Source organism: Blautia sp. HCP28S3_G10 (assembly GCF_052065235.1).
In the GTDB taxonomy this organism is placed as follows: Bacteria; Bacillota; Clostridia; order Lachnospirales; family Lachnospiraceae; genus Blautia_A.
The window spans coordinates 1-23,513 of record NZ_JBQHUL010000038.1 but is presented as its reverse complement, the minus strand read 5'-3'; the positions used below and the strand labels follow the sequence as shown (position 1 = coordinate 23,513).

21 protein-coding genes, 1 tRNA gene and 1 pseudogene are annotated in these 23,513 nt (G+C 42.0%); 11 read left to right on the top strand and 12 right to left on the bottom strand.

Annotation, left to right across the window (positions count from 1 at the left end; all coding sequences use genetic code 11):
- The first annotated feature begins 77 nt into the window (after nt 1-77).
- The 5 genes from moaC to ACTNB8_RS13570 are packed head-to-tail and all read left to right on the top strand — an operon-like array spanning nt 78 to nt 3,273.
- Complete coding sequence (gene moaC / locus ACTNB8_RS13590; protein ID WP_441055543.1) at nt 78-563, top strand: cyclic pyranopterin monophosphate synthase MoaC; 486 nt, start codon at nt 78-80, stop codon at nt 561-563.
- On the top strand, nt 560-1,540 hold the full coding sequence (moaA, locus tag ACTNB8_RS13585) for a GTP 3',8-cyclase MoaA (protein ID WP_441055541.1): 981 nt from the start codon (nt 560-562) through the stop codon (nt 1,538-1,540). The genes moaC and moaA overlap by 4 nt, the downstream gene beginning before the upstream one ends.
- Nucleotides 1,541-1,542: 2 nt before the next feature.
- Nucleotides 1,543-2,034, top strand: coding sequence for a MogA/MoaB family molybdenum cofactor biosynthesis protein (locus tag ACTNB8_RS13580; protein WP_441055539.1), 492 nt, complete (start codon nt 1,543-1,545; stop codon nt 2,032-2,034).
- 8 nt (nt 2,035-2,042) lie between these two features.
- Complete coding sequence (locus ACTNB8_RS13575; RefSeq protein WP_441055537.1) at nt 2,043-2,489, top strand: MOSC domain-containing protein; 447 nt, start codon at nt 2,043-2,045, stop codon at nt 2,487-2,489.
- Nucleotides 2,482-3,273: a TatD family hydrolase gene (locus tag ACTNB8_RS13570; protein WP_441055535.1), complete on the top strand. Its 792-nt coding sequence runs from the start codon at nt 2,482-2,484 to the stop codon at nt 3,271-3,273. The genes ACTNB8_RS13575 and ACTNB8_RS13570 overlap by 8 nt, the downstream gene beginning before the upstream one ends.
- A gap of 583 nt (nt 3,274-3,856) precedes the next feature.
- On the opposite strand, the gene ACTNB8_RS13565 is transcribed toward ACTNB8_RS13570, so the two are convergent.
- Nucleotides 3,857-5,329, bottom strand: a complete 1,473-nt coding sequence (locus tag ACTNB8_RS13565; protein ID WP_441055533.1) for a CapA family protein — start codon at nt 5,327-5,329, stop codon at nt 3,857-3,859.
- A 152-nt stretch (nt 5,330-5,481) separates the two neighbouring features.
- Between ACTNB8_RS13565 and ACTNB8_RS13560 the strand changes: the two genes are divergently transcribed.
- The gene (locus tag ACTNB8_RS13560) at nt 5,482-5,928 is read left to right on the top strand and encodes a MarR family winged helix-turn-helix transcriptional regulator (protein ID WP_441055531.1); all 447 of its coding nucleotides are present in this window, start codon (nt 5,482-5,484) and stop codon (nt 5,926-5,928) included.
- A 61-nt stretch (nt 5,929-5,989) separates the two neighbouring features.
- Here the strand turns inward: ACTNB8_RS13560 and ACTNB8_RS13555 are convergent.
- A pseudogene (locus ACTNB8_RS13555) lies at nt 5,990-7,480 on the bottom strand (DUF885 domain-containing protein); the annotation flags it as partial.
- A gap of 361 nt (nt 7,481-7,841) precedes the next feature.
- Here ACTNB8_RS13555 and trxB point away from each other — a divergent pair.
- Complete coding sequence (gene trxB / locus ACTNB8_RS13550; RefSeq protein ID WP_441055529.1) at nt 7,842-8,762, top strand: thioredoxin-disulfide reductase; 921 nt, start codon at nt 7,842-7,844, stop codon at nt 8,760-8,762.
- 488 nt (nt 8,763-9,250) lie between these two features.
- On the opposite strand, the gene ACTNB8_RS13545 is transcribed toward trxB, so the two are convergent.
- The 9 genes from ACTNB8_RS13545 to ACTNB8_RS13505 are packed head-to-tail and all read right to left on the bottom strand — an operon-like array spanning nt 9,251 to nt 17,773.
- A complete protein-coding gene (locus tag ACTNB8_RS13545; RefSeq protein WP_441055527.1) occupies nt 9,251-9,877 on the bottom strand; it encodes a V-type ATP synthase subunit D in 627 nt (208 codons plus the stop codon).
- Between the two features lie 33 nt (nt 9,878-9,910).
- The gene (locus tag ACTNB8_RS13540) at nt 9,911-11,293 is read right to left on the bottom strand and encodes a V-type ATP synthase subunit B (RefSeq protein ID WP_296158476.1); all 1,383 of its coding nucleotides are present in this window, start codon (nt 11,291-11,293) and stop codon (nt 9,911-9,913) included.
- A 16-nt stretch (nt 11,294-11,309) separates the two neighbouring features.
- Nucleotides 11,310-13,079, bottom strand: a complete 1,770-nt coding sequence (locus tag ACTNB8_RS13535; RefSeq protein ID WP_441055525.1) for a V-type ATP synthase subunit A — start codon at nt 13,077-13,079, stop codon at nt 11,310-11,312.
- Nucleotides 13,072-13,659 (bottom strand): V-type ATP synthase subunit E, encoded by a 588-nt coding sequence (locus ACTNB8_RS13530; RefSeq protein WP_441055523.1) that lies wholly within the window; start codon nt 13,657-13,659, stop codon nt 13,072-13,074. The genes ACTNB8_RS13535 and ACTNB8_RS13530 overlap by 8 nt, the downstream gene beginning before the upstream one ends.
- Before the next feature lie 13 nt (nt 13,660-13,672).
- Entirely contained in the window at nt 13,673-13,981 is a 309-nt protein-coding gene (locus tag ACTNB8_RS13525; RefSeq protein WP_441055521.1) for a V-type ATP synthase subunit F, read from the bottom strand.
- A gap of 14 nt (nt 13,982-13,995) precedes the next feature.
- Nucleotides 13,996-14,427 (bottom strand): ATP synthase subunit C, encoded by a 432-nt coding sequence (locus tag ACTNB8_RS13520; protein ID WP_441055519.1) that lies wholly within the window; start codon nt 14,425-14,427, stop codon nt 13,996-13,998.
- Nucleotides 14,428-14,453: 26 nt separating this feature from the next.
- Nucleotides 14,454-16,385: a V-type ATP synthase subunit I gene (locus ACTNB8_RS13515; protein WP_441055517.1), complete on the bottom strand. Its 1,932-nt coding sequence runs from the start codon at nt 16,383-16,385 to the stop codon at nt 14,454-14,456.
- Nucleotides 16,386-16,402: 17 nt separating this feature from the next.
- Nucleotides 16,403-17,446 carry a V0D/AC39 family V-type ATPase subunit gene (locus ACTNB8_RS13510; protein WP_441055515.1) on the bottom strand — a complete coding sequence of 348 codons (1,044 nt, stop codon included), beginning with the start codon at nt 17,444-17,446 and terminating at the stop codon, nt 16,403-16,405.
- Between the two features lie 15 nt (nt 17,447-17,461).
- A complete protein-coding gene (locus ACTNB8_RS13505; RefSeq protein WP_441055513.1) occupies nt 17,462-17,773 on the bottom strand; it encodes a hypothetical protein in 312 nt (103 codons plus the stop codon).
- A gap of 328 nt (nt 17,774-18,101) precedes the next feature.
- Between ACTNB8_RS13505 and trmB the strand changes: the two genes are divergently transcribed.
- The 3 genes from trmB to ACTNB8_RS13490 all read left to right on the top strand — a co-directional run bounded on the left by trmB (nt 18,102) and on the right by ACTNB8_RS13490 (nt 19,318).
- On the top strand, nt 18,102-18,758 hold the full coding sequence (trmB, locus tag ACTNB8_RS13500) for a tRNA (guanosine(46)-N7)-methyltransferase TrmB (protein ID WP_441055511.1): 657 nt from the start codon (nt 18,102-18,104) through the stop codon (nt 18,756-18,758).
- A gap of 217 nt (nt 18,759-18,975) precedes the next feature.
- Nucleotides 18,976-19,143, top strand: a complete 168-nt coding sequence (locus tag ACTNB8_RS13495; protein WP_441055509.1) for a hypothetical protein — start codon at nt 18,976-18,978, stop codon at nt 19,141-19,143.
- A gap of 102 nt (nt 19,144-19,245) precedes the next feature.
- Nucleotides 19,246-19,318, top strand: a tRNA-Lys gene (locus tag ACTNB8_RS13490).
- Between the two features lie 160 nt (nt 19,319-19,478).
- Here the strand turns inward: ACTNB8_RS13490 and ACTNB8_RS13485 are convergent.
- Nucleotides 19,479-20,744 (bottom strand): hypothetical protein, encoded by a 1,266-nt coding sequence (locus ACTNB8_RS13485; RefSeq protein ID WP_441055507.1) that lies wholly within the window; start codon nt 20,742-20,744, stop codon nt 19,479-19,481.
- 815 nt (nt 20,745-21,559) lie between these two features.
- Here ACTNB8_RS13485 and guaA point away from each other — a divergent pair.
- A complete protein-coding gene (gene guaA, locus ACTNB8_RS13480) occupies nt 21,560-23,137 on the top strand; it encodes a glutamine-hydrolyzing GMP synthase (protein WP_441055505.1) in 1,578 nt (525 codons plus the stop codon).
- The last annotated feature ends 376 nt before the right edge of the window (nt 23,138-23,513 follow it).

The window sequence follows — 23,513 nt, the reverse complement described above, 5'->3', positions numbered from 1 at the left end:
GGGGGAATTGTAATATCTGTTTGCAGATTGTATACTGTAACAGAAATGAATCGAACAGAAATCTCAGGAGGATTTTTATGGAGAAATGTTTTTCGCATTTTGATAAAAAAGGAAATGCAGTTATGGTAGATGTTTCCGGGAAGCAGGTGACATACAGAACCGCCATTGCGACCGGGTATATTTCAGTGGGACCTGAGATCATGGAAGCTGTAACTTCTGGTAATGTCAGAAAAGGTGATGTGCTTGGAGTTGCCAGAGTTGCCGGGATCATGGGTGTGAAACAGACTTCTTCTCTTATTCCCATGTGCCATCCGCTTCCGATACAGAAATGTTCAGTTGACTATGAACTTGATCAGGAGAAAAACAGGATTCATGTATACTGTACAGTAAAAACAGAAGGAAAAACCGGAGTGGAGATGGAGGCACTTACCGGAGTGCAGGTAACATTACTGACAATTTATGATATGTGTAAGGCAATTGACAAGCATATGGTGATGTCGGAAATCCATCTGATTGAAAAGACAGGAGGAAAGAGCGGAGATTTTCGCTTTGATGAAAAATGATCGACCGATGTGGAAGAAATATTGATTATCTGAGAATATCTGTGACTGACCGCTGTAATCTCCGGTGCATTTACTGTATGCCAGAGAGTGGTGTAAGACTGGTGGACCGTTCGTTGATCCTCCAGGAGCCGGAGATCATAAGGATATGCCGTGTTATGGCTGAACTGGGGATCACAAGAATCAAGTTTACCGGTGGCGAACCTCTTGTACGTGCGGGAATGGACAGGCTGGTATACGAGATAAAAAAACTTTCGGGAATTCAGAAAGTCACGCTGACTACAAATGGAATTCTCCTGAAAGATCAGATGGAAGGACTGGCATCAGCGGGGCTGGACGGGTTAAATATCAGTCTGGATACGATGAATGCGGAGATTTTTCAGCAGATCACCAGAAGAGATATGATGGAAAAAACACTCGAAGGAATCCGAGAGGCCATAAAATATCCGTCTGTTTCCGTAAAGATTAACTGTGTGCCGCTGGGCAACGAAGAGCAGGATATCTGTCAGATTGCCATGCTCGCCCGGGAATATCCGGTTCATGTACGATTTATAGAAATGATGCCGATCGGATATGGAAAAATTTTTCCTGGCATGTCCGAACAGCAGGTGATGGAAAAGCTTACGGAGAAGTTGGGAAAGCTGAAAATATATCAGGGACCTGCTCTTGGCAATGGCCCATGCAGATACTATAATATAGATGGATTTCAGGGAAAAATAGGCTTTATCAGCGCTGTCAGCCATAAATTCTGCAGCAGTTGTAACAGGATAAGGCTTACGTCCCAGGGCTACCTGAAAACATGTCTTCAGTACACTGCAGGCAGAGATCTCCGTGAGATTCTGAGGAACGGGGGCAGTGATCAGGAGCTGGAAGAAATGATAAAACAGGCTCTGGCAGAAAAACCGGATGGGCATAAATTCCTGGAAAAAGCCAGAGAAGATGATACAGAAAATTTATGTATGTCACAGATAGGAGGTTAAAAATGAAACGAGTGGCGATTATTACAGCCAGTGACAGTGGATACAGAGGACAACGTGAAGATTTAAGCGGACCAGCCGCAAGAGAGATTGTTGAAAAAGCAGGATATGAGGTGGTATCTATGGATATTCTTCCGGATGATCAGGTCATGCTTGCCGGAAAACTGCAGGAGATTGCAGATACAGGAAAAGCGGAACTGATCCTTACCACAGGTGGTACCGGATTTTCGGAAAGAGATATTACACCGGAAGCAACTGAAGAAGTGATAGAACGAAAAGTTCCCGGGATTCCAGAGGCGATACGTGCGTACAGCATGACAATTACCAAAAGAGCCATGCTCAGCCGGGGCACAGCAGGGATCCGGGGAAAGACACTGATCGTTAATCTTCCGGGAAGCCCGAAGGCGGTAAAGGAATGCCTCGAGTATATTATAGATGCACTTGGACATGGAATTGAAATCCTTACAGGAGAGGCTTCAGACTGTGCCAGAAAGTGAGTGAGATTATGGGAAAAGTAATTGCAGTGTGTATCAGTGAAAAAAAGGGTACGCAGAAACACCGGATACAGAGTGCAGAATTTGTTGAGGACTGGGGAATCAAAGGGGATGCACACGCCGGAAAATGGCATCGTCAGGTAAGCCTTCTGTCACTGGAAAAAATAGATGCTTTCCGGGCCAGAGGTGCAGAAGTAGAGGATGGAGCTTTTGGTGAAAACCTTGTAGTTGAAGGATTTGATTTTTCATCTCTGCCTGTCGGTACCAGATTTCGTTGTGGAGATGTTGTGCTTGAAATGACACAGATTGGAAAAGAATGCCATCATGGCTGTGCTATATTCCAGAAGATGGGCGATTGTATTATGCCAAGGGAGGGTGTGTTTACAAGGGTTCTTCATGGCGGAATTATTGAAGAAGGAGATACATTTGAAATAGAGGAGCATACATCTGATGAGTAAAATGCAAATTTTTGAAACACATGCGCATTATGATGATGAGGCTTTTGATGCTGACAGAGAAAGCCTTCTTGGTTCTATGAACGAAAATGGAATTGGAAAGATTGTCAATGCATGTGCGTCCATAGAAAGCCTTGATGATACTGCGCATCTTATGGAAAAATATCCGTTTATTTACGGCGCTTTCGGGATTCATCCGGATGACGCAGATAAGGTGACTGAGGAAGTTCTGGATAAGATCCGCAGATGCTGTGACCTTGAAAAAGCAGTGGCAGTAGGAGAAATCGGACTGGATTATTACTGGCACAAAGAAGATGAAGAACATCGTATCCAGAAAGAGATTTTCTGTGCACAGATGGAGATTGCCCGTGAGAAAAAGATGCCGTTTATGGTCCACAGCAGGGAGGCTGCACAGGATACTCTTGACATTGTGAAAGAGTATATAAAAGGTGGTATGTATGGGGGTATCATCCATTGTTTTTCCTATGGAAAGGAAATGGCAAGGGAATATCTGAACATGGGGCTTTACCTGGGTGTCGGAGGCGTGGTCACTTTCAAGAATGCCCGGAAGCTGAAGGAAGTTGTGGAATATGCGCCGCTGGAACAGATCGTGCTTGAAACAGACAGTCCGTACCTTAGCCCGGAGCCTAATCGAGGGAAAAGAAATTCATCGCTGAACCTTAAATTTGTGGCTGCGGAGATTGGAAGAATTAAGGGTGTTGAAGCTGAGCAGGTTATTGCTGTGACGGCGGAGAATGCGGAGAGGCTGTTGCTGGGGAGAAAATAAGATATATAACTTCCCCGGGCTGACTTCATTGTTGCCAGAAGCCTTGTTCAGAAACCTGGAAGTACTAAGGCGTATAGGATTTTATAAAAAGCACCCCTGAAAATGGACAACTCGCTGTCGCTCAGACAGTGCCATTTTCAGGGGTAATATAAAATCCAATAAGCCAAGTACTTCTACAGGTTTCTTCAGGGCTCCTGCACCAACGAAGATCATACGGGGAAGATGGAAAGACTGTTCCTCTCTGCTCTGCAACAGCGCGAGGGTGGTGCCACGGGACCGTATGTTGTACAGGAAGTGGTGACCTTGTTCGTAAGAGCTGTAGCAGTAGTTGTCTGTGAAAGTCAAAATCCCCCAGGTGAACTTCATCATGGCGGAAGCCCTGAAGAAATCTGATGAAGTACTTGGCATATGAGATTTTATATTACCTCGAAAAATGAGACTGTCTGAGCGACAGCGAGTTGTCCATTTTTCGGGGTGCTTTTTATAAAATCGAATATGCCTTAGTGCTTCCAGGTTTCTGAACAAGGCTTTTGCATATAATGAAGTCATCCTGGGGGATTTGTAACTTTAAAGCACAATTGTATCATTCGTACGAATCATCATACGAATCATCATACGAATCATCGTACGAATCATCATCTGAACTATCTTCGGTATCGTCGGAAGCATCACCACCTACTGGTGTGACACCCTGATTCTCGAGGTACTGCTGAGCACTGATGGACCAGGTGTCTTCTACAACATTTCCGCTGGAATCAATCATATTTGATTCATAATCAAAGGTTACACCAAGGAGATTGGTATTTGTGGACGGTTCTACGTTCATGGACATAATCTCCTTAAATTTTGCCTGCAGGTTTGCAAGTGAGAATTCTTCTCCGAGGATATCACGTACACCATGTTGTGAGGCGAGATCTTCCGTGTAATCGTCGAGCATGTAAGGGTTGAATACGCCGGTGTCCTTGTTGTAATGCATAACCATTGGTTTGACGGTCGGGTCCAGTATTTCAATAGTGGATTTGCCGTTCAGGGTGGATTTCTGAATGGTGAAGCTTGCCATTCCCTCCAGAAGCCCGGTAAGAGATTCCTGCGTGGAAACAAAGTTTCCAAGAGAGTAGAAGATCAGCATATTATGTCCCTGATCATCTGACATACGACCGTAAGGCTGCAGTATATGCGGATGGCCGCCGACTACTATATCGACACCCTGCTGCATCAGGAAAGTGGCCCATTCTTTTTCATATTCAGTGGGCATTGCCTCGCCTTCTTTACCCCAGTGTGCGACAAAAATCAGACAATCGCTGGCATCTTTGGCTTTTTTTATCATGGAAGCGACTTTATTCTTGTCATTCATGATATCGATCATGTATTCTTTGCCTTCTCCGGCACCGGAATTATTAGTTCCATATGTATAATCAAGAAAAGCGATTTTGATACCGTTTACTTCGAGAGTTTTGATTGCATCTGCATCTTCCTGTGAATCATGAATTCCAAGTACAGGAATGGAAGGATATTTTTCTTTCCAGAATTTCAGTGTCTGGTCAAGATAATCAAATCCATAATCATCAATATGGTTAGTGGCAGATTCGATTACGTCAAATCCGATATTGATCAGTGAATCACCAACTTCTGTAGGAGTTGCGAAAGATGGATATGAGCTGACTGCGTCATGGTCGGTGGTGAAAACTGTTTCCTGGTCTACCATGGCCACATCTGCTGCCTGAATCTGGTCTTTGACTTTGTCGTAGATCGCATCATAATTCCATGTTCCTGAATCGCTTTTTCCGGCATCAATAAGGCTCTGGTGATAAAGATTGTCACCGACAGCAATTACACTTGCAGTGGTAACTACAGGAGTTTTCGCTGCTTCTTCTGCTTCTGCTTTTTTCTGTTCTTCGAGCTTTTTGGCCTCATCTGCGGGTTTTTGAATCAGATTGTAATCCAGCTGATGAAAAATAAGAACCAGGAGAATGAGAACTACAACGGAACAGATCAGGCCGATACGGGAGTTCATCTGCTCTCGCAGGTTTAATGGTATATTTTTATTTTTTTTCATAACAGATTCCTTTGTGTGTTTTGTTTTATCATTATAACAAATTACTCCATCTAAAGAAAGTTTTTGTTGAAAAAAATGAACAGCAATGAAAAAAGTTTGTGAACCAAACTGTTATAGGGTATAATAAGGATATCAAAGGTGGAGGGGTAAGGATGAGTTCATATGAAACAGTAAATGAGGTGCTGGTGACTCTTTTCAGGGAAATAATGGATATTGAAGAGAGAGCATTGATCACTTCCGAATATAAAGATGTGTCTGTAAAAGACATGCATGTCATGGAGGCTATCGGAATACAGGAGCCAAAGAATATGTCTACAGTAGCGCGGGCGCTTTCTGTGACGGTGGGAACACTTACGATTGCAGTGAATCATCTGGTTAAGAAAGGTTACGTAAAACGTGTGCGCAGTGAAAAAGACAGAAGAGTTGTTCTTGTATCTCTTTCCCCCAAAGGGGAAAAAGCCTATCTTCACCACAAAATGTTCCATGAAAGAATGGTGCTTGCTGTGCTGGAGGGCCTTGATACAGAAGAAACGGAAGTGTTGACAGAAGCACTGAAAAAATTACAGAAATTTTTTGACAGTTATAAGACAGATTTTTAAGGGAGGTGCCGGCGGGCACCTCCTTCGTGATTTCAGAAAGTTTCTGATTCATATATTTCTTAAGAACAGGGAAAGGAACCGGGCCGGTTTCAAGTATTTCCCTGTGGAATTCCTTCGGATCAAAATTTTTCCCCAGAGCTTCCTGCCACTGAACTTTCAGATCGTTAAAATTCAGATATCCTACATAATATTTCAGATAGTTACCGGGAGTTTCTACAATGTACTGATAGATTTCCTGAACAGTATGTTCGTTGGTAACTCCGAAAGCTTTCAGGAAAGATGCAGCAGCTTCCGGTGTCCAGCCCTGGTAATGTATACCTATGTCGGTAAGCGAATAGATACAGAGATTTACACTTCGATTCAGCCAGCACAGAGTCACAAAATCAGAGGCAGCAGGATCATCAATATATTCAGCGGCATACTTATAACTGCAGGACTCAGCATAAGTAGCCCATCCCTCCACATAGCCGCTGCAGGAGATCAGATAGCGGATATCAGAGGGATTGCAGTTAGCGAAAAAAACAGTCTGATAAAGATGACCGGGAAATCCTTCGTGGGCAAGGGTGGTAAATAATTCCAGACTGGAAGTGCCGGCAGAAGGATTAATGTAAATAACATTTGGTGTCCCTGTATCAAGCGGTGGAGTGAGGTAAAAAGCAGGGCTCAGAAAATTTCTCATGGATTTATGTACATAACGGATTTCATAAGAAAGTGAACGGTTCAGTTCAGGAAAATCAGAGGCAGATTTCCGGCGCAGTGTCTGGAGAATCTCTTTCGGTGAGAACTTCCGGAGGTCAGTCCCCTGCTGTATTTTTCGCAGAAGAGAAGGCTGTTCTCTGAGAATCTGACGGATTTTGCCTGTATCCTGATTCAACTGCGTAAGAAGTCTCTGCTGAATCTTCTGTATAGAGTCATAACTTCCCGTTTCACTGTTTATGAGGTACTGATAATATTTCTGACCGCCCTGAAAGTGCGAAAGCCCCATGGTATTGTGACCTGAACCACGCAGCTGGCTCAACCCTGTCATTAACTGCTGATAAGCGGGAATAACTCTGGTGAGCAGAATTTCCCTGTGACGTTTGTTCAGAGTATTCTGTTCGGATTTGGAAAGCTTTCCATATGATTTCAGCTTGTTGGAAAAAACTTCAAGCATATAATTGGAGTCCGGCTCCTGAATAAAGGACTGGCATTGTTTCAGAATACGGTCCAGAGTAGTATCACTCATAAAAAATCCTGCGGCGGCTTTTTCCCGCTCATATTTCAGGATACTCTGAAAATATGGCTCAACAGAAAGCAGCAGATTCAGATAGTCGGCGATGTCCTGATCTTCATAAAAAGCATATTCCGCAAGAAGAACAGGAAGTTGTGCCTGGATACCGAGAGAGGGACTTAAAACTTCCTCCAGAAGGCTGTTTTTGCCTGGTGCCTCCCGTGTGTGGAAGTACAGAAGCAGCATGTCATATGTGATCTGATTTTCGTGAGAAAGCTGTGAATATCGGAATGTTTTCAGTTTTTCCTGGATTTTTCTGCACTGTGTGTAAATGTCTGTCATATCGGAAGAGACAGTACCGAGGGAAGGGGCAGGCCGGGAGATTTTTTTCTTTTCGGGATATGCAAGGGAATAGTGAAGAGTCAACATACTGCCGGAGACTTCCTGCTGAAAGAGTTCATCCGTAAACTTACGAAAGCGCCGGTCTTCTGATGCCCCTCCAGCGTTAATGCTGCCAAGAAGTATTCCGAGAATAAAAACAGCCAGCAGGAACAAAGCTATAAATGAGGGGGAACGGGATTTATGGAAATTCAGATACATAGAAACCTCTAATAAACGGTTTTTACTATTTTATTGGAAAAGACATGGTTATATGCTAAACTGGATAAGATATCAGATGAAGTCTGGATAAGGAGGATGTATTATGTCAGAAATTTATGACCTCGCAATATTAGGAGCCGGTCCTGCCGGTATCTGTGCAGCAATTTATGCAGCACGTGCAAAAATGAATACCATCTGGCTTGAAAAAAAATTTGTTCAGGGCGGACAGATTGTGGACACATATGAAGTTGATAACTATCCGGGACTCCCGGGGATCACAGGGCTGGATCTGGGAGAGACAATGGCAGCTCATGCAGAAAAGATGGGCCTGAAACCTAAAAGGGAGCCTGTTTTAGCCATTGAAGAGGAAAACAAAGTCAAAGTTATCCGCACAAAGAAAAACGAATACAGGGCAAAAACAGTGATTCTTGCCTGTGGGGCAGCCCACAGACAGCTTGGAATACCGGGAGAGGAAGAACTCAGTGGAATGGGGGTTTCCTACTGTGCCACCTGCGATGGCGCATTTTTCCAGGACAGAACAGTTGCCGTAGTAGGCGGTGGAAATGTGGCTGTGGAAGACGCAATCCTTCTTTCACGCACCTGTAAGAAAGTGTATGTAGTTCACAGAAGAGACGAACTCCGTGCGGAAAAGATCCTTCAGGAAACACTTGCTTCCTGTGAAAATGTGGAAATGGTATGGAACAGTATTCCGCTTGCCATAGAGGGAACAGAAAAGGTGGAAAGTCTCAAAGTAAAAGACGTTCACACAGGAGAAGTGAAAGGAATTTCTGTTGATGGTGTGTTTATTGCAGTTGGTATCCTTCCAAATACGGAGAAGTTCAGAAATCTGGTAAAACTGGACGAGAGTGGATATATTATTGCAGGTGAAGATGGCGTGACAGATACGCCGGGTGTTTTTGCAGCAGGAGATATCCGTACAAAGAAACTCCGACAGGTGGTTACAGCAGTGGCAGATGGTGCAAATGCAGTAGCTTCGGCGCAGAGATATCTTATGGAGAATTAATATGGGAATCAAAAGATTTCAGATTATATTTTTGGTGAGTTTTGTCGAAGTTTGTCAGTAATTTGGCAATATGCACAAAGTCTGTCGCATAATGGGGGATAATGTGGATAACACAAAAAAAGGTGCAAAAGTTTTCCACATTCTGAAAACGTAAAAAAACCCATAAAAATGAGTTATACACAAAGTTATCCACATTATCCACCAAAATAACATGTGGAATGTGAGTTTTACATAAGCTGTAAAGAAACAAGTGTTTTGGTTAATAATCATGAAATTAAAAAAAATGACAGAAAAATACAAAAACCTATTGACTTTTTCATAGTGAAAATATTATAAAATTTCATCTCCAAAAGAGTAATTTTAATCTTTGAAACATTAATTGTCAGACAATATGATGAAATGCATAAAACGAAAAGCAGTGATTTTTTCTGTATATCGTGACACAAAAAGACCCGCCCAGGATTAACTGAGCGGGTTATCTGTCGAAGTTACGAGGACTTCTGCTTCATTCGTTTAATGACTTTCAGTCGTGTGAATTCTTCACGTTCTTTTTCTTCCAGAGCATTCTGGATGTCTTTGGTAAGTGCCTCGTATTTTGGAATTGTAATGTTTTTGAGGGCATTTGCACGTTTCTGTGTCTTCTTGATATTTGCAGCCAGTCGAATAGCGGCGTTTTCAATCGCAGACAGCTGGATGGAAAGTTCTTTTACTTTTTCAAATGCGGCTTTTGCTTCATCCAGAGACATTTTTGTGCTGTAATAGGCATAAGTCGGAGTGTTTGTGATTTCTTTGTCATATTCCACCAGAGGAATTTCTGTTCCCATAACACTGCGGGTCTTGATACGTATGGAATCCTCAACAGGGACGGTATAGGAAACCTGCTGTACAAATGCGATACCAAGTTCCATATTGGCTTTCTGGAGCGCTCTGTAGGCTGTTCGGAAGGTTTCATCAATCTGTGTCTGAATGTCCTTGGCCTGATCGATCAGTTCCATCATTTCACGGATAAGAATATTTCTTTTTTTGTCCATCAGCTCAAATCCCTGTCTGGAAAGAGCGAGGGAGTTTTTGGCAAGAATCAGATTTCCCTTGGTGGGAAAGGTATTCGGATCCATGAAATCACCTCCTTTGATATACGGGTGTCAGATTCAGCGCACCGTTTCATGATAATATTTGTTAAGGATCTTAGTGTCAATACGGTCAAGTTCTTCTTTAGGAAGGAGTCCGAGAAGTTCCCATCCTTTATCCAGAGTCTCGGTAATACTTCTGTTTTCGGTTTCAGTCTGTCCGACAAATTCTGCCTCAAAAGCCTTACCAAATACAAGATAACGTTTGTCAATAGGAGAAAGCTCATCTTCACCGATAACGGAAGCCAGGGCACGTGCATCGCCTACTTTTGCATAGCAGGAAAAAAGCTGGTTGGCTACGTCCTGATGATCTTCTCTTGTATATCCTTCACCAATACCGTCTTTCATCAGACGGGAAAGAGAAGGAAGGACATTGATCGGCGGGTAGATTGCCTGTCCGTGAAGCTGACGGTCGAGAACAATCTGGCCTTCTGTGATATAACCTGTAAGGTCAGGAATCGGATGTGTGATATCATCATTTGGCATGGTCAGGATTGGAATCTGCGTAACAGATCCGGTGCCGCCCTGTACGATTCCGGCACGCTCATAAAGAGTAGCCAGTTCACTGTAAAGATATCCGGGATAACCTTTTCGTGAAGGAATTTCGCCTTTGGAAGAGGAAACCTCACGCATGGCTTCACAGAAAGAAGTGATATCTGTGAGGATAACCAGAATGTGCATGCCTTTTTCAAAAGCCAGATACTCGGCAGCAGTAAGTGCGATCTTCGGTGTCAGAAGACGTTCTACAACCGGGTCATTGGCAAGGTTCAGGAACATAACAACGTGGTCGGAAGCACCGCTTTCTTCAAATGTGCGGCGGAAAAATTCAGCTACGTCATATTTGACACCCATGGCTGCAAATACGATGGCAAAGTTTTCATCGGAGTCTCCTCCAAGAGAAGCCTGCTGAACAATCTGTGCTGCCAGTTTGTCATGTGGCAGACCGTTGCCTGAGAAAATAGGCAGCTTCTGTCCGCGGATCAGTGTGGTAAGTCCGTCAATAGCGGAGATACCGGTATTAATGTAGTTACGTGGGTATTCACGTGTTACCGGATTCAGAGGCAGGCCATTGATGTTCAGTCTTACTTCAGGAGTGATCTCTCCAAGACCGTCAATTGGCTGGCCGATACCGTTAAAAGTACGTCCGAGGATTTCAGGAGAAAGTCCGATCTCCATCGGATGTCCGGTAAGTCGTGTGTGGGTGTTGGTAAGAGACATACTGTCAGTTCCTTCAAAAACCTGGATAACAGCTTTGTCCTCATAAATTTCTATAATACGGCCAATTTTGCGTGTTCCGTCTTCCATATGGAATTCCACGATTTCTTCATAGGAGGCGTTTTTGACACCTTCAAGAACTACCAGAGGGCCGTTTATTTCGCTTAGTCCTAAATATTCGATTGCCATTTGAAAATCCCTCCTGTCAGCCGTTCTTTTTCATGACATTATCATAAAATTCATCGATATCTTTTTTGTACTGTTCAAATCTGTCCAGCTGATTGTTGGGCACATCATATTTAATAGAGATGATGCGCTCAAATATATTGTCTTCTTTCAGGACTGAAACAGGCATTCCACGGTTGATCAGTGCACGGGATTTTTCATAAAGATAAAGAATGATCTCCATCATCTGGAACTGTTTTTCCATTGGGACACAGGTATCTTCCTGGTGGAAAGCGTTCTGCTGAAGAAATCCGAGGCGGATCACGCGGGCAATTTCAAGTGTCAGTTTCTGATCATCAGGAAGTACATCGCTTCCGATCAGTTTGACGATTTCCATAAGAGAACTTTCCTGGTTCAGGATTGCCATAAGCTGATTTCGGTCAGCTACAAATTTCGGTGAAACGTGATCTCTGTACCATGGAGCAAGATCCTCCAGATATTCACTGTAACTGGTGAGCCAGTGGATTGCCGGGAAATGTCTTGCATAGGCGAGTGATTTGTCAAGTCCCCAGAAACAGCGGACAAAACGCTTCGTATTCTGGGTAACAGGCTCGGAGAAGTCACCGCCCTGTGGGGAAACCGCACCGATAATGGAAACAGAACCTTCTGTTCCGTTAAGGTTCTGCATCATGCCGGCTCTTTCATAAAAAGCTGAAAGTTTGGAGGCCAGATAAGCTGGGAAACCTTCCTCAGCAGGCATTTCTTCCAGACGTCCGGAAAGTTCGCGAAGAGCTTCTGCCCAACGGGAAGTGGAGTCTGCCATGATCGCAACATCGTAACCCATGTCACGGTAATATTCTGCAAGTGTTACACCTGTATAGATAGATGCCTCACGGGCTGCAACAGGCATGTTGGAAGTATTGGCGATCAGAGTTGTACGGTCCATCATCAGGTTGCCAGATTTCGGGTCGATCAGCTTACTGAAATCTTCCAGTACCTGGGTCATTTCGTTTCCTCGTTCACCGCAGCCGATATAGATAATGATATCTGCATCAGACCATTTGGCAATCTGGTGCTGTGTCATGGTTTTACCTGTTCCGAATCCTCCGGGAACAGCAGCAGTACCACCCTTGGCAATAGGAAACAGGGTATCAAGGATACGCTGGCCTGTTACCAGTGGCACACTTGCCGGAAATCTTTTGTAAGTAGGACGTGGGATACGGATTGGCCATTTCTGTGCAAGGGCGATATCCCTGGTGGTTCCATCCATCAGTTTGAGGGTTACGATTGGTTCCAGGATTGTATAATCACCGTCCGGAACAACTTTAATAACAGTTCCTTCTTTTATGGTTGGGGGAACCATTGATTTATGAATAATAGAAGCAGTTTCCTGTGTTTCTGCGATAATTGTTCCGGGCCCTACAACATCTCCTTCCTTTACAGTGAGGTGTACAGACCATTTTTTGTGGGTATCAAGAGAATTTACACTGACACCACGGGAGATATATTTTCCGGAAGCCTTTGCAATTTCTTCCAGAGGACGCTGGATACCGTCAAATATATTATGGATGATACCAGGTCCGAGAAGAACTGAGATGGCATCTCCGGTACCGGTAACTGTTTCACCGGGACGGAGGCCGGTAGTCTCTTCAAAAACCTGTATAGTGGTCATTCCTTTTTTCAGACCGATGACTTCACCGACCAGATTTTCAGGTCCGACATAGACCATTTCGGAAATCTTGAATCCCGGATCTCCTTTAAGATAGATGACAGGACCGTTGACACCGTAAATAATACCTGTTTTACTCATGGTTCAGACCTCCGTCAAATTTGAATTCCTGTTGCATGGAAGCAAGATTTTCTGAAAAAGAATTATCAATCAGAATATTCTTCTGAGGAATTTCTGCACGGATGCCCCCGAGAAAATCTTCCTGGGAAATCTGGAGAGGAACTCCCGTTTTTTCAATCAGAGTCTTTAATCTGTCTTTATCATTAGCGGAAAGAAAAATCTGGACTTCATCATCCTCGGCAAAGTCTCTGGCTTCTCTGATCTTACGGCAGAGATATTCTTCATAATCAGGTGTGGTCATGAACTGAACTGCTTTTTCTTTTACTTCAGTAAAAAGTTTCTGTTTCAGTTCTTCCTGTTTCTTGGACCAGTCTCTTTTCAGGTTGATCTGCTCTGCTGAGAGTGCTTTATTAACTTCTCTGCGCACGTGTTCTGTTTCTGCTTTTATCTGTGCTTCTGCATTCTGCCTCTGAGTCTGTTTGTGATCTTCCAGCATTTTTGCAAGGTGCTGTCTGTGCTCTTCGAGTGCCTGAGAGGCATCTTCTTTTGCTTCTTCTATGGAAACCTCGTAAAAATGCTGCAGCTTCTCATCAATTGTCATATGGGGTTACTCCTTATAATTTAAGTCCGATTGCTTCGTTGACATATGAAGTGATGAAATCCGGTTTGCGTCCAGTGCCATGTCTGTCAGGGATTTCAATGATAAGCGGTGTCTTATGGTGAAGACGTACCTCATCAATGATCTCAGGAAATTCTCTGCCAAATTTTTCAGTAAGCAGGATGATTCCAACTTCCTTATCAGAAATAGTCCGTTCGAGGGCTTCTTTCAGTTCGCTTCTTTCATGAACTACGGTGCCCTCTACGCCAGCCAGACGCATGCCGGTGTAAGTGTCAACATTGTCGCTGATTAAATACATTTTCATAGAAATTCCGCCTTTTAAAGCTTACCTAAGATCATGAAAGAAATGATCAGTCCATAAAGAGCGATACCTTCGGCCATAGCTACGAAGATAATGGATTTACCAAAAAGGGAACCATCTTCGCTGAGCGCACCAAGAGCTGCGCTTGCAGAACTTGCTACGGCGATACCGGAACCAAGACCGGAAATACCTGTAACAAGAGCGGCACCAAGATATCCAAGGCCTGTTGCAAGTCCGTCAGCGGAAGAACCGGCAGCCTGTACGCTGGAAGTTCCTGCAAATGCAACAACAGTGGCTACAAGCAGAACGCCAAAGAACATAAAGCAGTTTGCTGCAAGTGATTTTTTATAACGCTTTTTGGATTTTTCGCCGAGGAAAAAGTAGCCAAAAGGTACGATAATGCTGAGAATCAGAGCGATTGCGGTTACAATTTGAATGATCATGTTCATAATAATGTCCTCCTGATGATAAAAAATTATTTTGATTTTTTATTGAACGGCCTGAATTCACGGCCATTGCCTGCATAAAAACGACTGAAGATCTCGTAGTATTCCAGACGAAGAACCTGGATGCCGACAATAAGACCTTCCATGGCACATACAAAGATGTTTCCGAGAACGACTACAATCCAGTTCGGACTGCCGCCTTCTGTTGCACCTGCAAGCATGAGCACAACTTCCATCATGGCTGCGTGGCTTACTGCAAATGCGCCAATTCGCAGGAAGGAAAGTGTGTTTGAAAGGTAGCTGAGCAGAACTTCAAAAAGTTCAAAAAAACTCTGTACAAAGAACATGCCTTTCTGTTCCGGCAGGATTTCTTTTTTCTTTTCAACCAGATTGGTGAGAGGTTCTTTCAGGAACATCAGTACCAGCGGAATACCGAACATAATAATAAGTACGGCGGCGCCGGGGAGTTTTTTGCCGGAGATCATAAGTCCTGCGGAAAGCACGATGGCTCCATAGAAAACGAGTCCGGCTACAGCATTACTGTCAAACCATGTTTTTTCGGCATCATGACTTCGAACCGAATTGATGATATTAAATACCATACAGGTAAGAATGATAAACATTCCAAATCCGATTGCAACTACAAAGACTACATTCAGACGCCCTACAAGAGGGACGTTCATCATTGCATTCATCGGTTTCAGCCATATGGCGTGGAGTATATCTTCAAATCCGAAGAAACTTCCGTACATGAATCCGAAGAAAATGGAAAAGACACCGGCGCATCCGATGATTCCGGCCAGATCCATGTGCTTTGTTTTATAAAGAATCATGCCGCCGAGGAAAAGAACAAGACCCTGTCCGACATCTCCGAACATTGCGCCAAAGATGAAGGAGTAAGTGAGTGCCACAAACCAGGTCGGATCTATTTCATTGTAGGCCGGAAGACCATACATTTTGACATACATTTCAAATGGCTTGAACAGCTTTGGATTTTTAAGTTTTGTCGGCGGTTTTTTCTTTGCAGGAGCCTGTTGGTCTTCCATAAGGCAGAAAATTTTGTCGTCATTCTGAATGTCTTTCCGGAAGGCAACAGCATCTTTTTCGGTCATCCAGCCACACAGGATATAAAAGGTATTATTGTCCCCCTGTGTGCAGGCAGCAAGTTTACGGACATCAAAACTGGAAGAGCAGGAACTGAGAACTGCTTTTGCAGAAACGATTTTTTCTTTGTTGTCACTGAACAGTTTCTGAAAAGCGTCCTTGTTTGCATTCAGTTTTGCGTGGATATCACGGTGACGGCTGTCAAGAGCCTGAAAAGCTTCGGCAGCAGTACCTTCATAATTGTCAGGCATATAGATGCGCTCAAAATGCATGGAAGAGTATACGGCGTGAACCTTGTGGGCCTGATGTTCGGGAACAAAGTAAATACCGTAGATATACTGTTCATCTTCACCGCATTTAATGAAAAGAGTATCCAGGTTATCATAAATGTATTTTTCAAATTTCTGCAGATACTGTTTTTCAATTCGTCCAAACCGGAAGTGGATATATTTGAATTTCAGGATAGATGAAATATCATAATCCAGATTTTTAAATGGACGTATGATCTTCAGGGAATCAAGAACTTCTGAATGCTGAGCCTGAAGCTGTTCTTTTTCAGCAGTCAGATTCTGTGACTGTTTTCTGACCTGACTGACAACAGACAGCGCAGTTTCAATATCCATTGGTTTGGGGATAAGCTTTTCCGGTTCCTCAAGCTGCTCATAAAAACTGTCAATAGTATTCAGAGCGTCTCTGTAAGGATTGATTTCCAAAAACGGAGACAGATTGGCAACTTCTGTCAGTTCAGCAAGTGCATTTTCCAGGTGAATTTCATACTTGGAAAGATAGGTTTCTGTCATTCTGTCAATGTCCGCTTTGGGCCCGGTGATGCTTAAAAATTTCATTTTTTCAATCACGTTGATACCTCCGGGAATTAGTTATTACGAACATATTGGATCGCTTCATCCGGTGACACACCATAACGAACACATTCTATGGCAATTGTCAGCCGGTTCACTTCATGTTCTTTGTGGTACATGTAGGAATAAAGAAGAGCTACGGAATATGGATTCCTGCGGGCTTCTTTTTCCAGGGTCTGGCGCAGCATATAGTTATAAAACTCTTCCAGATTATGTGCTGCCAGATGTTCATATTTTTTTCCGTAATAAGTTTTACGGAAGAAGGCACGTGCCTCATCGTAAGTGTTTGCCTCAACAATGCTGCTGATTTCATCTTTTTTCAGTTTATAATTCATAGGGATCAGCAGTGCATAAATATCAGCAGGAGCCATATGAAAATACCGCTTGGAGCGGAAAATAAACTGAAGATTCAGCATATCAAATTTCTCACCATAGGCAGTGGTGATCTGCCGGAGATCATCACCGGAAAAAAGTTTTTTGCGGACACGCCATATCTGAGTGAAATAATAAAGGTCAAGTGCCATTCCATAATCAAACAGAAGAGCAGAATCATGATTCTGGATGCGGGAAAGGGGATAGTAGAATTCGTTTCCCTTCATGGCATTTATGAGTTCACTCATAGTAGTGCAGGTAATCAGCTGGTCAATATCCAGCTTGGAATGTTTGCGAAAAAATTCCCTGTAGGGAGAAATATCAATAGGGTCTGTATTACGGTGGTCAAAAATATTTGTCATAATTTCTTTCAGGACACGAATTTCGTAACGCTTGGAATAAAGCTCAAGAAATTTTCGCTGTTCTGAGTTTGCAAACTGATAAATCTTTGAAAAATTAATAAAAATAGAAGATTTCAGCAGCTTTTCAATCTGACCACGGTGAGTTTCTGTTTCATTTACAGAAGCCCAGATATCTGCATATTCCGGTGTTCGTTTCAGATAGGCAATGGCCTGGCTGGTATTCGGAAGCTGCAGGATTTCCTGAATCTGTTCTTCTGTGATAAGTTTGCTCTGCATGGCACGTATTTTGGCCGAAATTCCGCTGTAGGAAAGCAGGCTTCCCATGATGCATCACTCCTTTCAGCGGTCAAGAAGCTGCTGGAATAAATCTTCCGAAAGCTGTCCGTGATTCTGATTGTAAAAGTTTTCCAGGTTTTCGAGGGCTTTTTCTGTATTATGACGAAGCATCGTTACTTCCTGGTTTTTCTGGTCTTCCAGATTGTTACGAAGTTCCTGGATTTTCTGATTAGTTTCTTTTTCAAGGGCGTTATCGAAAGCTTTACACTGGCGTTCCATTTCATCAGATAGAGCAGCTTTGTTTCGATCTGCGTCCTCCATAATGCGTTCAGCAGTTATTTCGATTTCGGAAAGCTTATTTAAAATCTGTTCCATATTTACACTCCTTTTGTCTTGCTTTTTGGGAACTTTATCATATAATACACCTTTTGTTAAAAAAATACCATTAAAAAATGTACAACAAATAATAATTATTTTTATATTATATATGCAAGGTTGCTGAATGGGGCACTATAAATATTTTGAATAGTGTGGATGAACAGCTGAGGGCAGTTTATGTATGAACAAGTCAAAATACTGCTTGCTGTAATTTCGTGAATCCTGTATGATAAAAGATGCTTTGGACCGATGTCCGGGAATAGCGGAAAAGAAATATAAACAGCAGTATAACAGTAAATTTGACACATTATGTGCAGGAGGATATATGAGACTTAGAAATATACCAGGAGCAAAAGATGCTATTACAGGAAGTGAATATGTAGTGCAGAATCCGTCAGAATGCCGCGGAAAATGGGACACACAGTTTCCGCAGAAAAATCCGCTTCATATCGAAGTAGGAATGGGAAAAGGGCGTTTCCTCATGGACATGGCCAGGCTTCATCCGGATATCAATTATGTAGGGATTGAGATGTATGACAGTGTACTTCTCAGGGCACTTCAGAGAAGAGAAAAACTGGAAGAAGCAGGAGAAAAACTGGATAATCTGAAATTTATGTGTATGGATGCAAGACTGCTTCCGGAGGTCTTTGAAAAAGACGAAGTAAAGCGTATTTATCTGAACTTTTCCGATCCGTGGCCGAAGGCAAGACATGCGAAAAGACGTCTTACTTCCAGGGAATTTCTTGCCAGATACAAAGAAATCCTTGATCCGGCAGGAACCGTGGAATTTAAAACAGACAACCGGGAGCTCTTTGAATTTTCACTTGAAGAAGTAAAAGAGGCAGACTGGAATCTGCTGGCGTATTCTTTTGACCTTCACCATGAAGAAGAGATGGTGGAAGGAAATGTTATGACAGAGTATGAGGAGAAATTTTCTTCCATGGGAAATCCGATCTGTAAACTGATCGCTTCTTATAAATAATGTTATATCAGATGGGGATTGACTCCCACCACTGATACTGATTTGTTGCTCGCCACCTACAGAGTTGGGAGTCATTTCACATCTGATATATCCAGGAGCATGGGGTAACTGTTCGTTTGATTTATGAAATTTTGTCAGTGAACAGTTACGCCGGTGCTGCATATGATATAGAAAGAATGCCTGACTGGTTTCGACCAGACGGGAAAAGGAGAATCATATGCCGTCAAAAAAAGGAAGCAGCCGTCTGCAGGCAATGATGGCGCAGTTCAGCTATGATCACAGGTGTGCGGACAGCTGCCTGAACAAAATAAGAAAGAATGCTGACGAACTGGATAAATTCCTGGACACACTCAGTCCGGGAGGGAAAAATAAAAAAGAAAAATAAACTTTTTGAAAAAAAAATAAAAATTTTCTTGACTTTTATGTCGAGGTTTCATATAATGATTCTTGCGTTGAGAAATCAGCCAACGCCAAATGAATAAAATGTGCGCTTTTAGCTCAGTTGGTAGAGCACCTGACTCTTAATCAGGGTGTCCAGGGTTCGAACCCCTGAAGGCGCAGTAGAGACACTGTTTTTGCAGACATATGAGAGCTGCGGGGACGGTGTTTTTTCTTTGTTTATGTGGGTTTGCGGAGATTTCAGGAGGATAGACATACACTGCTATTATAAAGATACATGAGAAAGGAGCGGATGCCATCCACTCCTTATTTATCATATATTTATTCATCTGGTAAGCTATATAACAGATTTTGGTTATCATCTGTTGCAACTATTAGTTTACCAGGTACATCTGAAGTACCTGTTTTTTTAGACCAATATGACATTAAGTAGTATCCCTCATATCCAGTATCCCTGATTTCGTACGAATCACCATCTGGGCCCATGCCAGGTATTGTTAGTTTTCCATCTTCAATTTTCCAGGATCCCTGAATTTCTTCGTAATTAGGATTAAAATCTTCTCTGGATTGAAAAGAACTATCATTTGCTCTGTAATATCCTAAAAGATGCTCGTTTCCATCTTCTGCCAGATTAATGTATTCGCCATCAAGAGTTGCTCCTATTCCGAAAGAATAAATCAAATATTGTCCTGGAAAAGCGTTTTCTAATTCTTCTTGTGTCAAAATAGGATATTCCGTATAATGTGCGTTTAAATAATTATCTTCATATACATCTATTCTTTGAGGTTCTCCTGTAGTTACAGAAAGTAAAAAGTTTCGCATTGATTTATAATAATCTTCTGCTGCCTGAGATTTTTCAAGTTCGTCCTGTTCTTGTTTAGCTGTTTCCTGATTTTGCTGCCTTACTTCCTGGCCTTCTATATCCTGTGGTAAGCTATGATTTCCGTCTTGCATTAGCTCATCAAATACATCTTTGATATTTCCTGACTCCAGCACAAAATTATATTTAGATGAACCGATTTTTATAACACATTTTATATCATTACCATCTACCAGTTGTTTGGCGATTGCTTCACCGTAATTACTATTTTGACCAGATATATAATTGTCTATATCTTCTGCTGTGTTTAGTTCAGAAACTACAGTGTTCACATCTACATATAAATCACCATTTGGTGCACTTCCAGATAATTCATATTCATTTACTGTATCACCAATTTTTGTTTTTAAAATTTTACTATCAGACGATATATAAGTTGCCACATGATCGCCGTATTCGAAAAGACGAAATGCTAAAACATATTTTCCCTCTCCAACAATAGTTCCGGTGTCATCTGATATAATATATGCAATAACTTTTAAATCACTCTCTGAGGTTGCCGTATTACTGAATGTGCCAGTGATTTCTGATTGTATAACAGGATTTCCGCTTTTATCCCCGAAATCATCCACACTTTGTTCTAGTGTCCAGGTACCGTTATCTTTTGCCATAACAGGTATTGCCATTATTGCAATTAAAGATAATATTAACAAGATAGATAAAGTTTTTTTTATTTGTTTTTTCATAATACCTTCCCTTTTCTGCATTTCACCCCACACCTTTCTTACATGCAATCTAATTGCAGCACATTTTTATTTTGAAAAAAGACCTGATTGACAGGCTTTATTTCCATAAATTTAAATTACCAAGTTGCGGATAATATGTAAATATTAGTATAACAATCAAAATTATAAGAAGAAAAATTAGAATAGGAACAATCTTTGATGTTGATTTAGCTGGCTTAATGTCAGGGGGAGATTGCTTGTCCATATATGCTTGTTCACCCCTTATAATAACTGTATTATACAATACAGACATTGCGTAAAACAAGAAATTTCTCTTGATAAAGCATCAATTTTGGTGAGAGATTTATTTTGCGATGTCAGATATACTACATTTGGGGGAAATCTTACAGCGATTTTAACACATGATAGGTTTTTCGATGCCAGAAAAATCCGATATGCTTGGTGATTGACATCGATTTGAAGGTAAAGGAGATTTCTCGATGCAAAATTTCTTGAATGTACCTTTTGATGTGGAAACAATGATTTTTATCGGGACTTTTGGTGTTAAAAAGAAGGAGGGCCGGGCAACCAGTGCCCGGCGAGTATGAAAAAGAAAAATATCTATGTAAAAAAGCGTTTGCTTTATTTGCTTATTAATATACCGGGAATCTGTGATGAAACTGTGATAAGAAGTTGAAGAAAACGTGAGGATTTTCTAAAAAAGAAATAAATTTTATAAAGAAGAGTTGAAAATAAGTTTTTCACGGCAAAAATTAGTCGTTGTAAAAGTTCGCTCACTCATTTATAATGAAAAACAGATTCAAAAGATGAGTTTATAGGGAAACAGGAGGAAAGCCTTGAAAAGAGAATTAGTTATTGTAATTGATTTTGGTGGTCAGTACAATCAGCTGGTTGCAAGACGTGTCAGAGAATGTAACGTATATTGCGAAATTTATTCTTACAAGACAGATCTTGAAAAGATCAAAGAGATGAATCCTAAGGGAATTATCCTTACCGGCGGCCCGAACAGCTGTTACGAAGCAGATTCACCGACTTACCAGAAAGAATTATTTGAGCTTGGTATTCCGGTACTTGGACTTTGCTATGGCGCACAGCTTATGATGCATGTCCTTGGCGGAAAAGTTGAAAAAGCATCCGTCAGCGAATACGGAAAGACAGAAGTTCTGATCGACAAGAAAGATTCCAAAATCTTCAAAAATGTATCGGAGAAAACAATCTGCTGGATGAGCCATACAGATTATATTTCCGAAGCAGCACCTGGATTTGAAATTTCCGCACATACAGCAGACTGTCCGGTAGCTACAGCAGAAAACGAAGCAAAGAGCCTGTATGCGATCCAGTTCCATCCGGAAGTTCTTCATACAGTAGAAGGTAAGACAATGCTGTCCAACTTTGTGCTTGGTGTCTGCGGATGTGCTGGAGACTGGAAGATGGACGCTTTTGTTGAGCATACTGTAAAAGAAATCCGTGAAAAAGTTGGCGATGGAAAAGTGCTCCTTGCTCTGTCTGGCGGAGTTGATTCTTCCGTTGCAGCAGGACTTCTTTCCAGAGCAATCGGTAAACAGCTGACTTGCGTATTTGTAGATCACGGTCTTCTTCGTAAAGACGAAGGAGATGAAGTAGAAGGTGTATTTGGACCGAATGGTCAGTTTGATCTGAATTTTATCCGTGTCAATGCACAGCAGAGATATTACGACAAACTAGCCGGAGTTACAGAGCCGGAAGCAAAACGTAAGATCATCGGTGAAGAATTTATCCGCATTTTTGAAGAAGAAGCAAAGAAAATCGGAGCAGTGGATTTCCTTGCGCAGGGAACTATTTATCCGGACGTTGTAGAGAGTGGTCTTGGCGGTGAATCCGCAGTGATTAAATCACATCACAACGTAGGCGGTCTTCCGGATTTCGTTGATTTCAAAGAAATCATCGAACCACTTCGCGATCTTTTCAAAGACGAAGTTCGTAAAGCAGGACTGGAACTTGGAATTCCAGAGAAACTTGTATTCCGTCAGCCATTCCCGGGACCGGGACTTGGAATCCGTATCATCGGAGAAGTAACAGAAGAAAAGGTTAAAATTGTTCAGGATGCTGACTATATCTACCGTGAAGAAGTGGACAAGGCAGCAGCTGAATATAAAGAAGAACACGGCGAATTACCGTCCTGGATGCCGAATCAGTATTTCGCAGCACTGACAAACATGCGTAGCGTAGGTGTTATGGGTGATTTCAGAACATATGACTATGCAGTTGCTCTCCGTGCAGTAAAAACAATCGACTTCATGACCGCTGAGTCAGCAGAAATCCCGTACTCCGTACTCAACAAAGTCATGAATCGTATTATTAATGAAGTTAAAGGCGTTAACCGCGTATTCTACGATTTGACCAGCAAACCACCAGGAACGATTGAGTTTGAATAGGAGAGTAAAGCCCACAATCCCAGCATTTATGCGGGGTTGCGGGCTTTTTCTATGTTTCGTGACAATCAAATGACAATAATAATTAAGTATGAGATTGGATATTTTTGTTTAAACTAAATAAATTATTTGGTAGATTACAAGATTTATGAAGTCTACAAAAGGTAATTTCTTCAAAATTTTTTGAAAATTCATCAGATTCTTCTTGGGATATTTCAAATTCGTAGGTGCATTGTTTACATTTATCAACACCATAGTGGATAGAGAGATATAATGAACCCATAAATTAAGACAAAAAAATCATTGTTTCTAAGTTGGATTTCCCGTATGATTTTTATAACGAAAGGAGTCCAACTATGGCAAGACAACAACATTCACC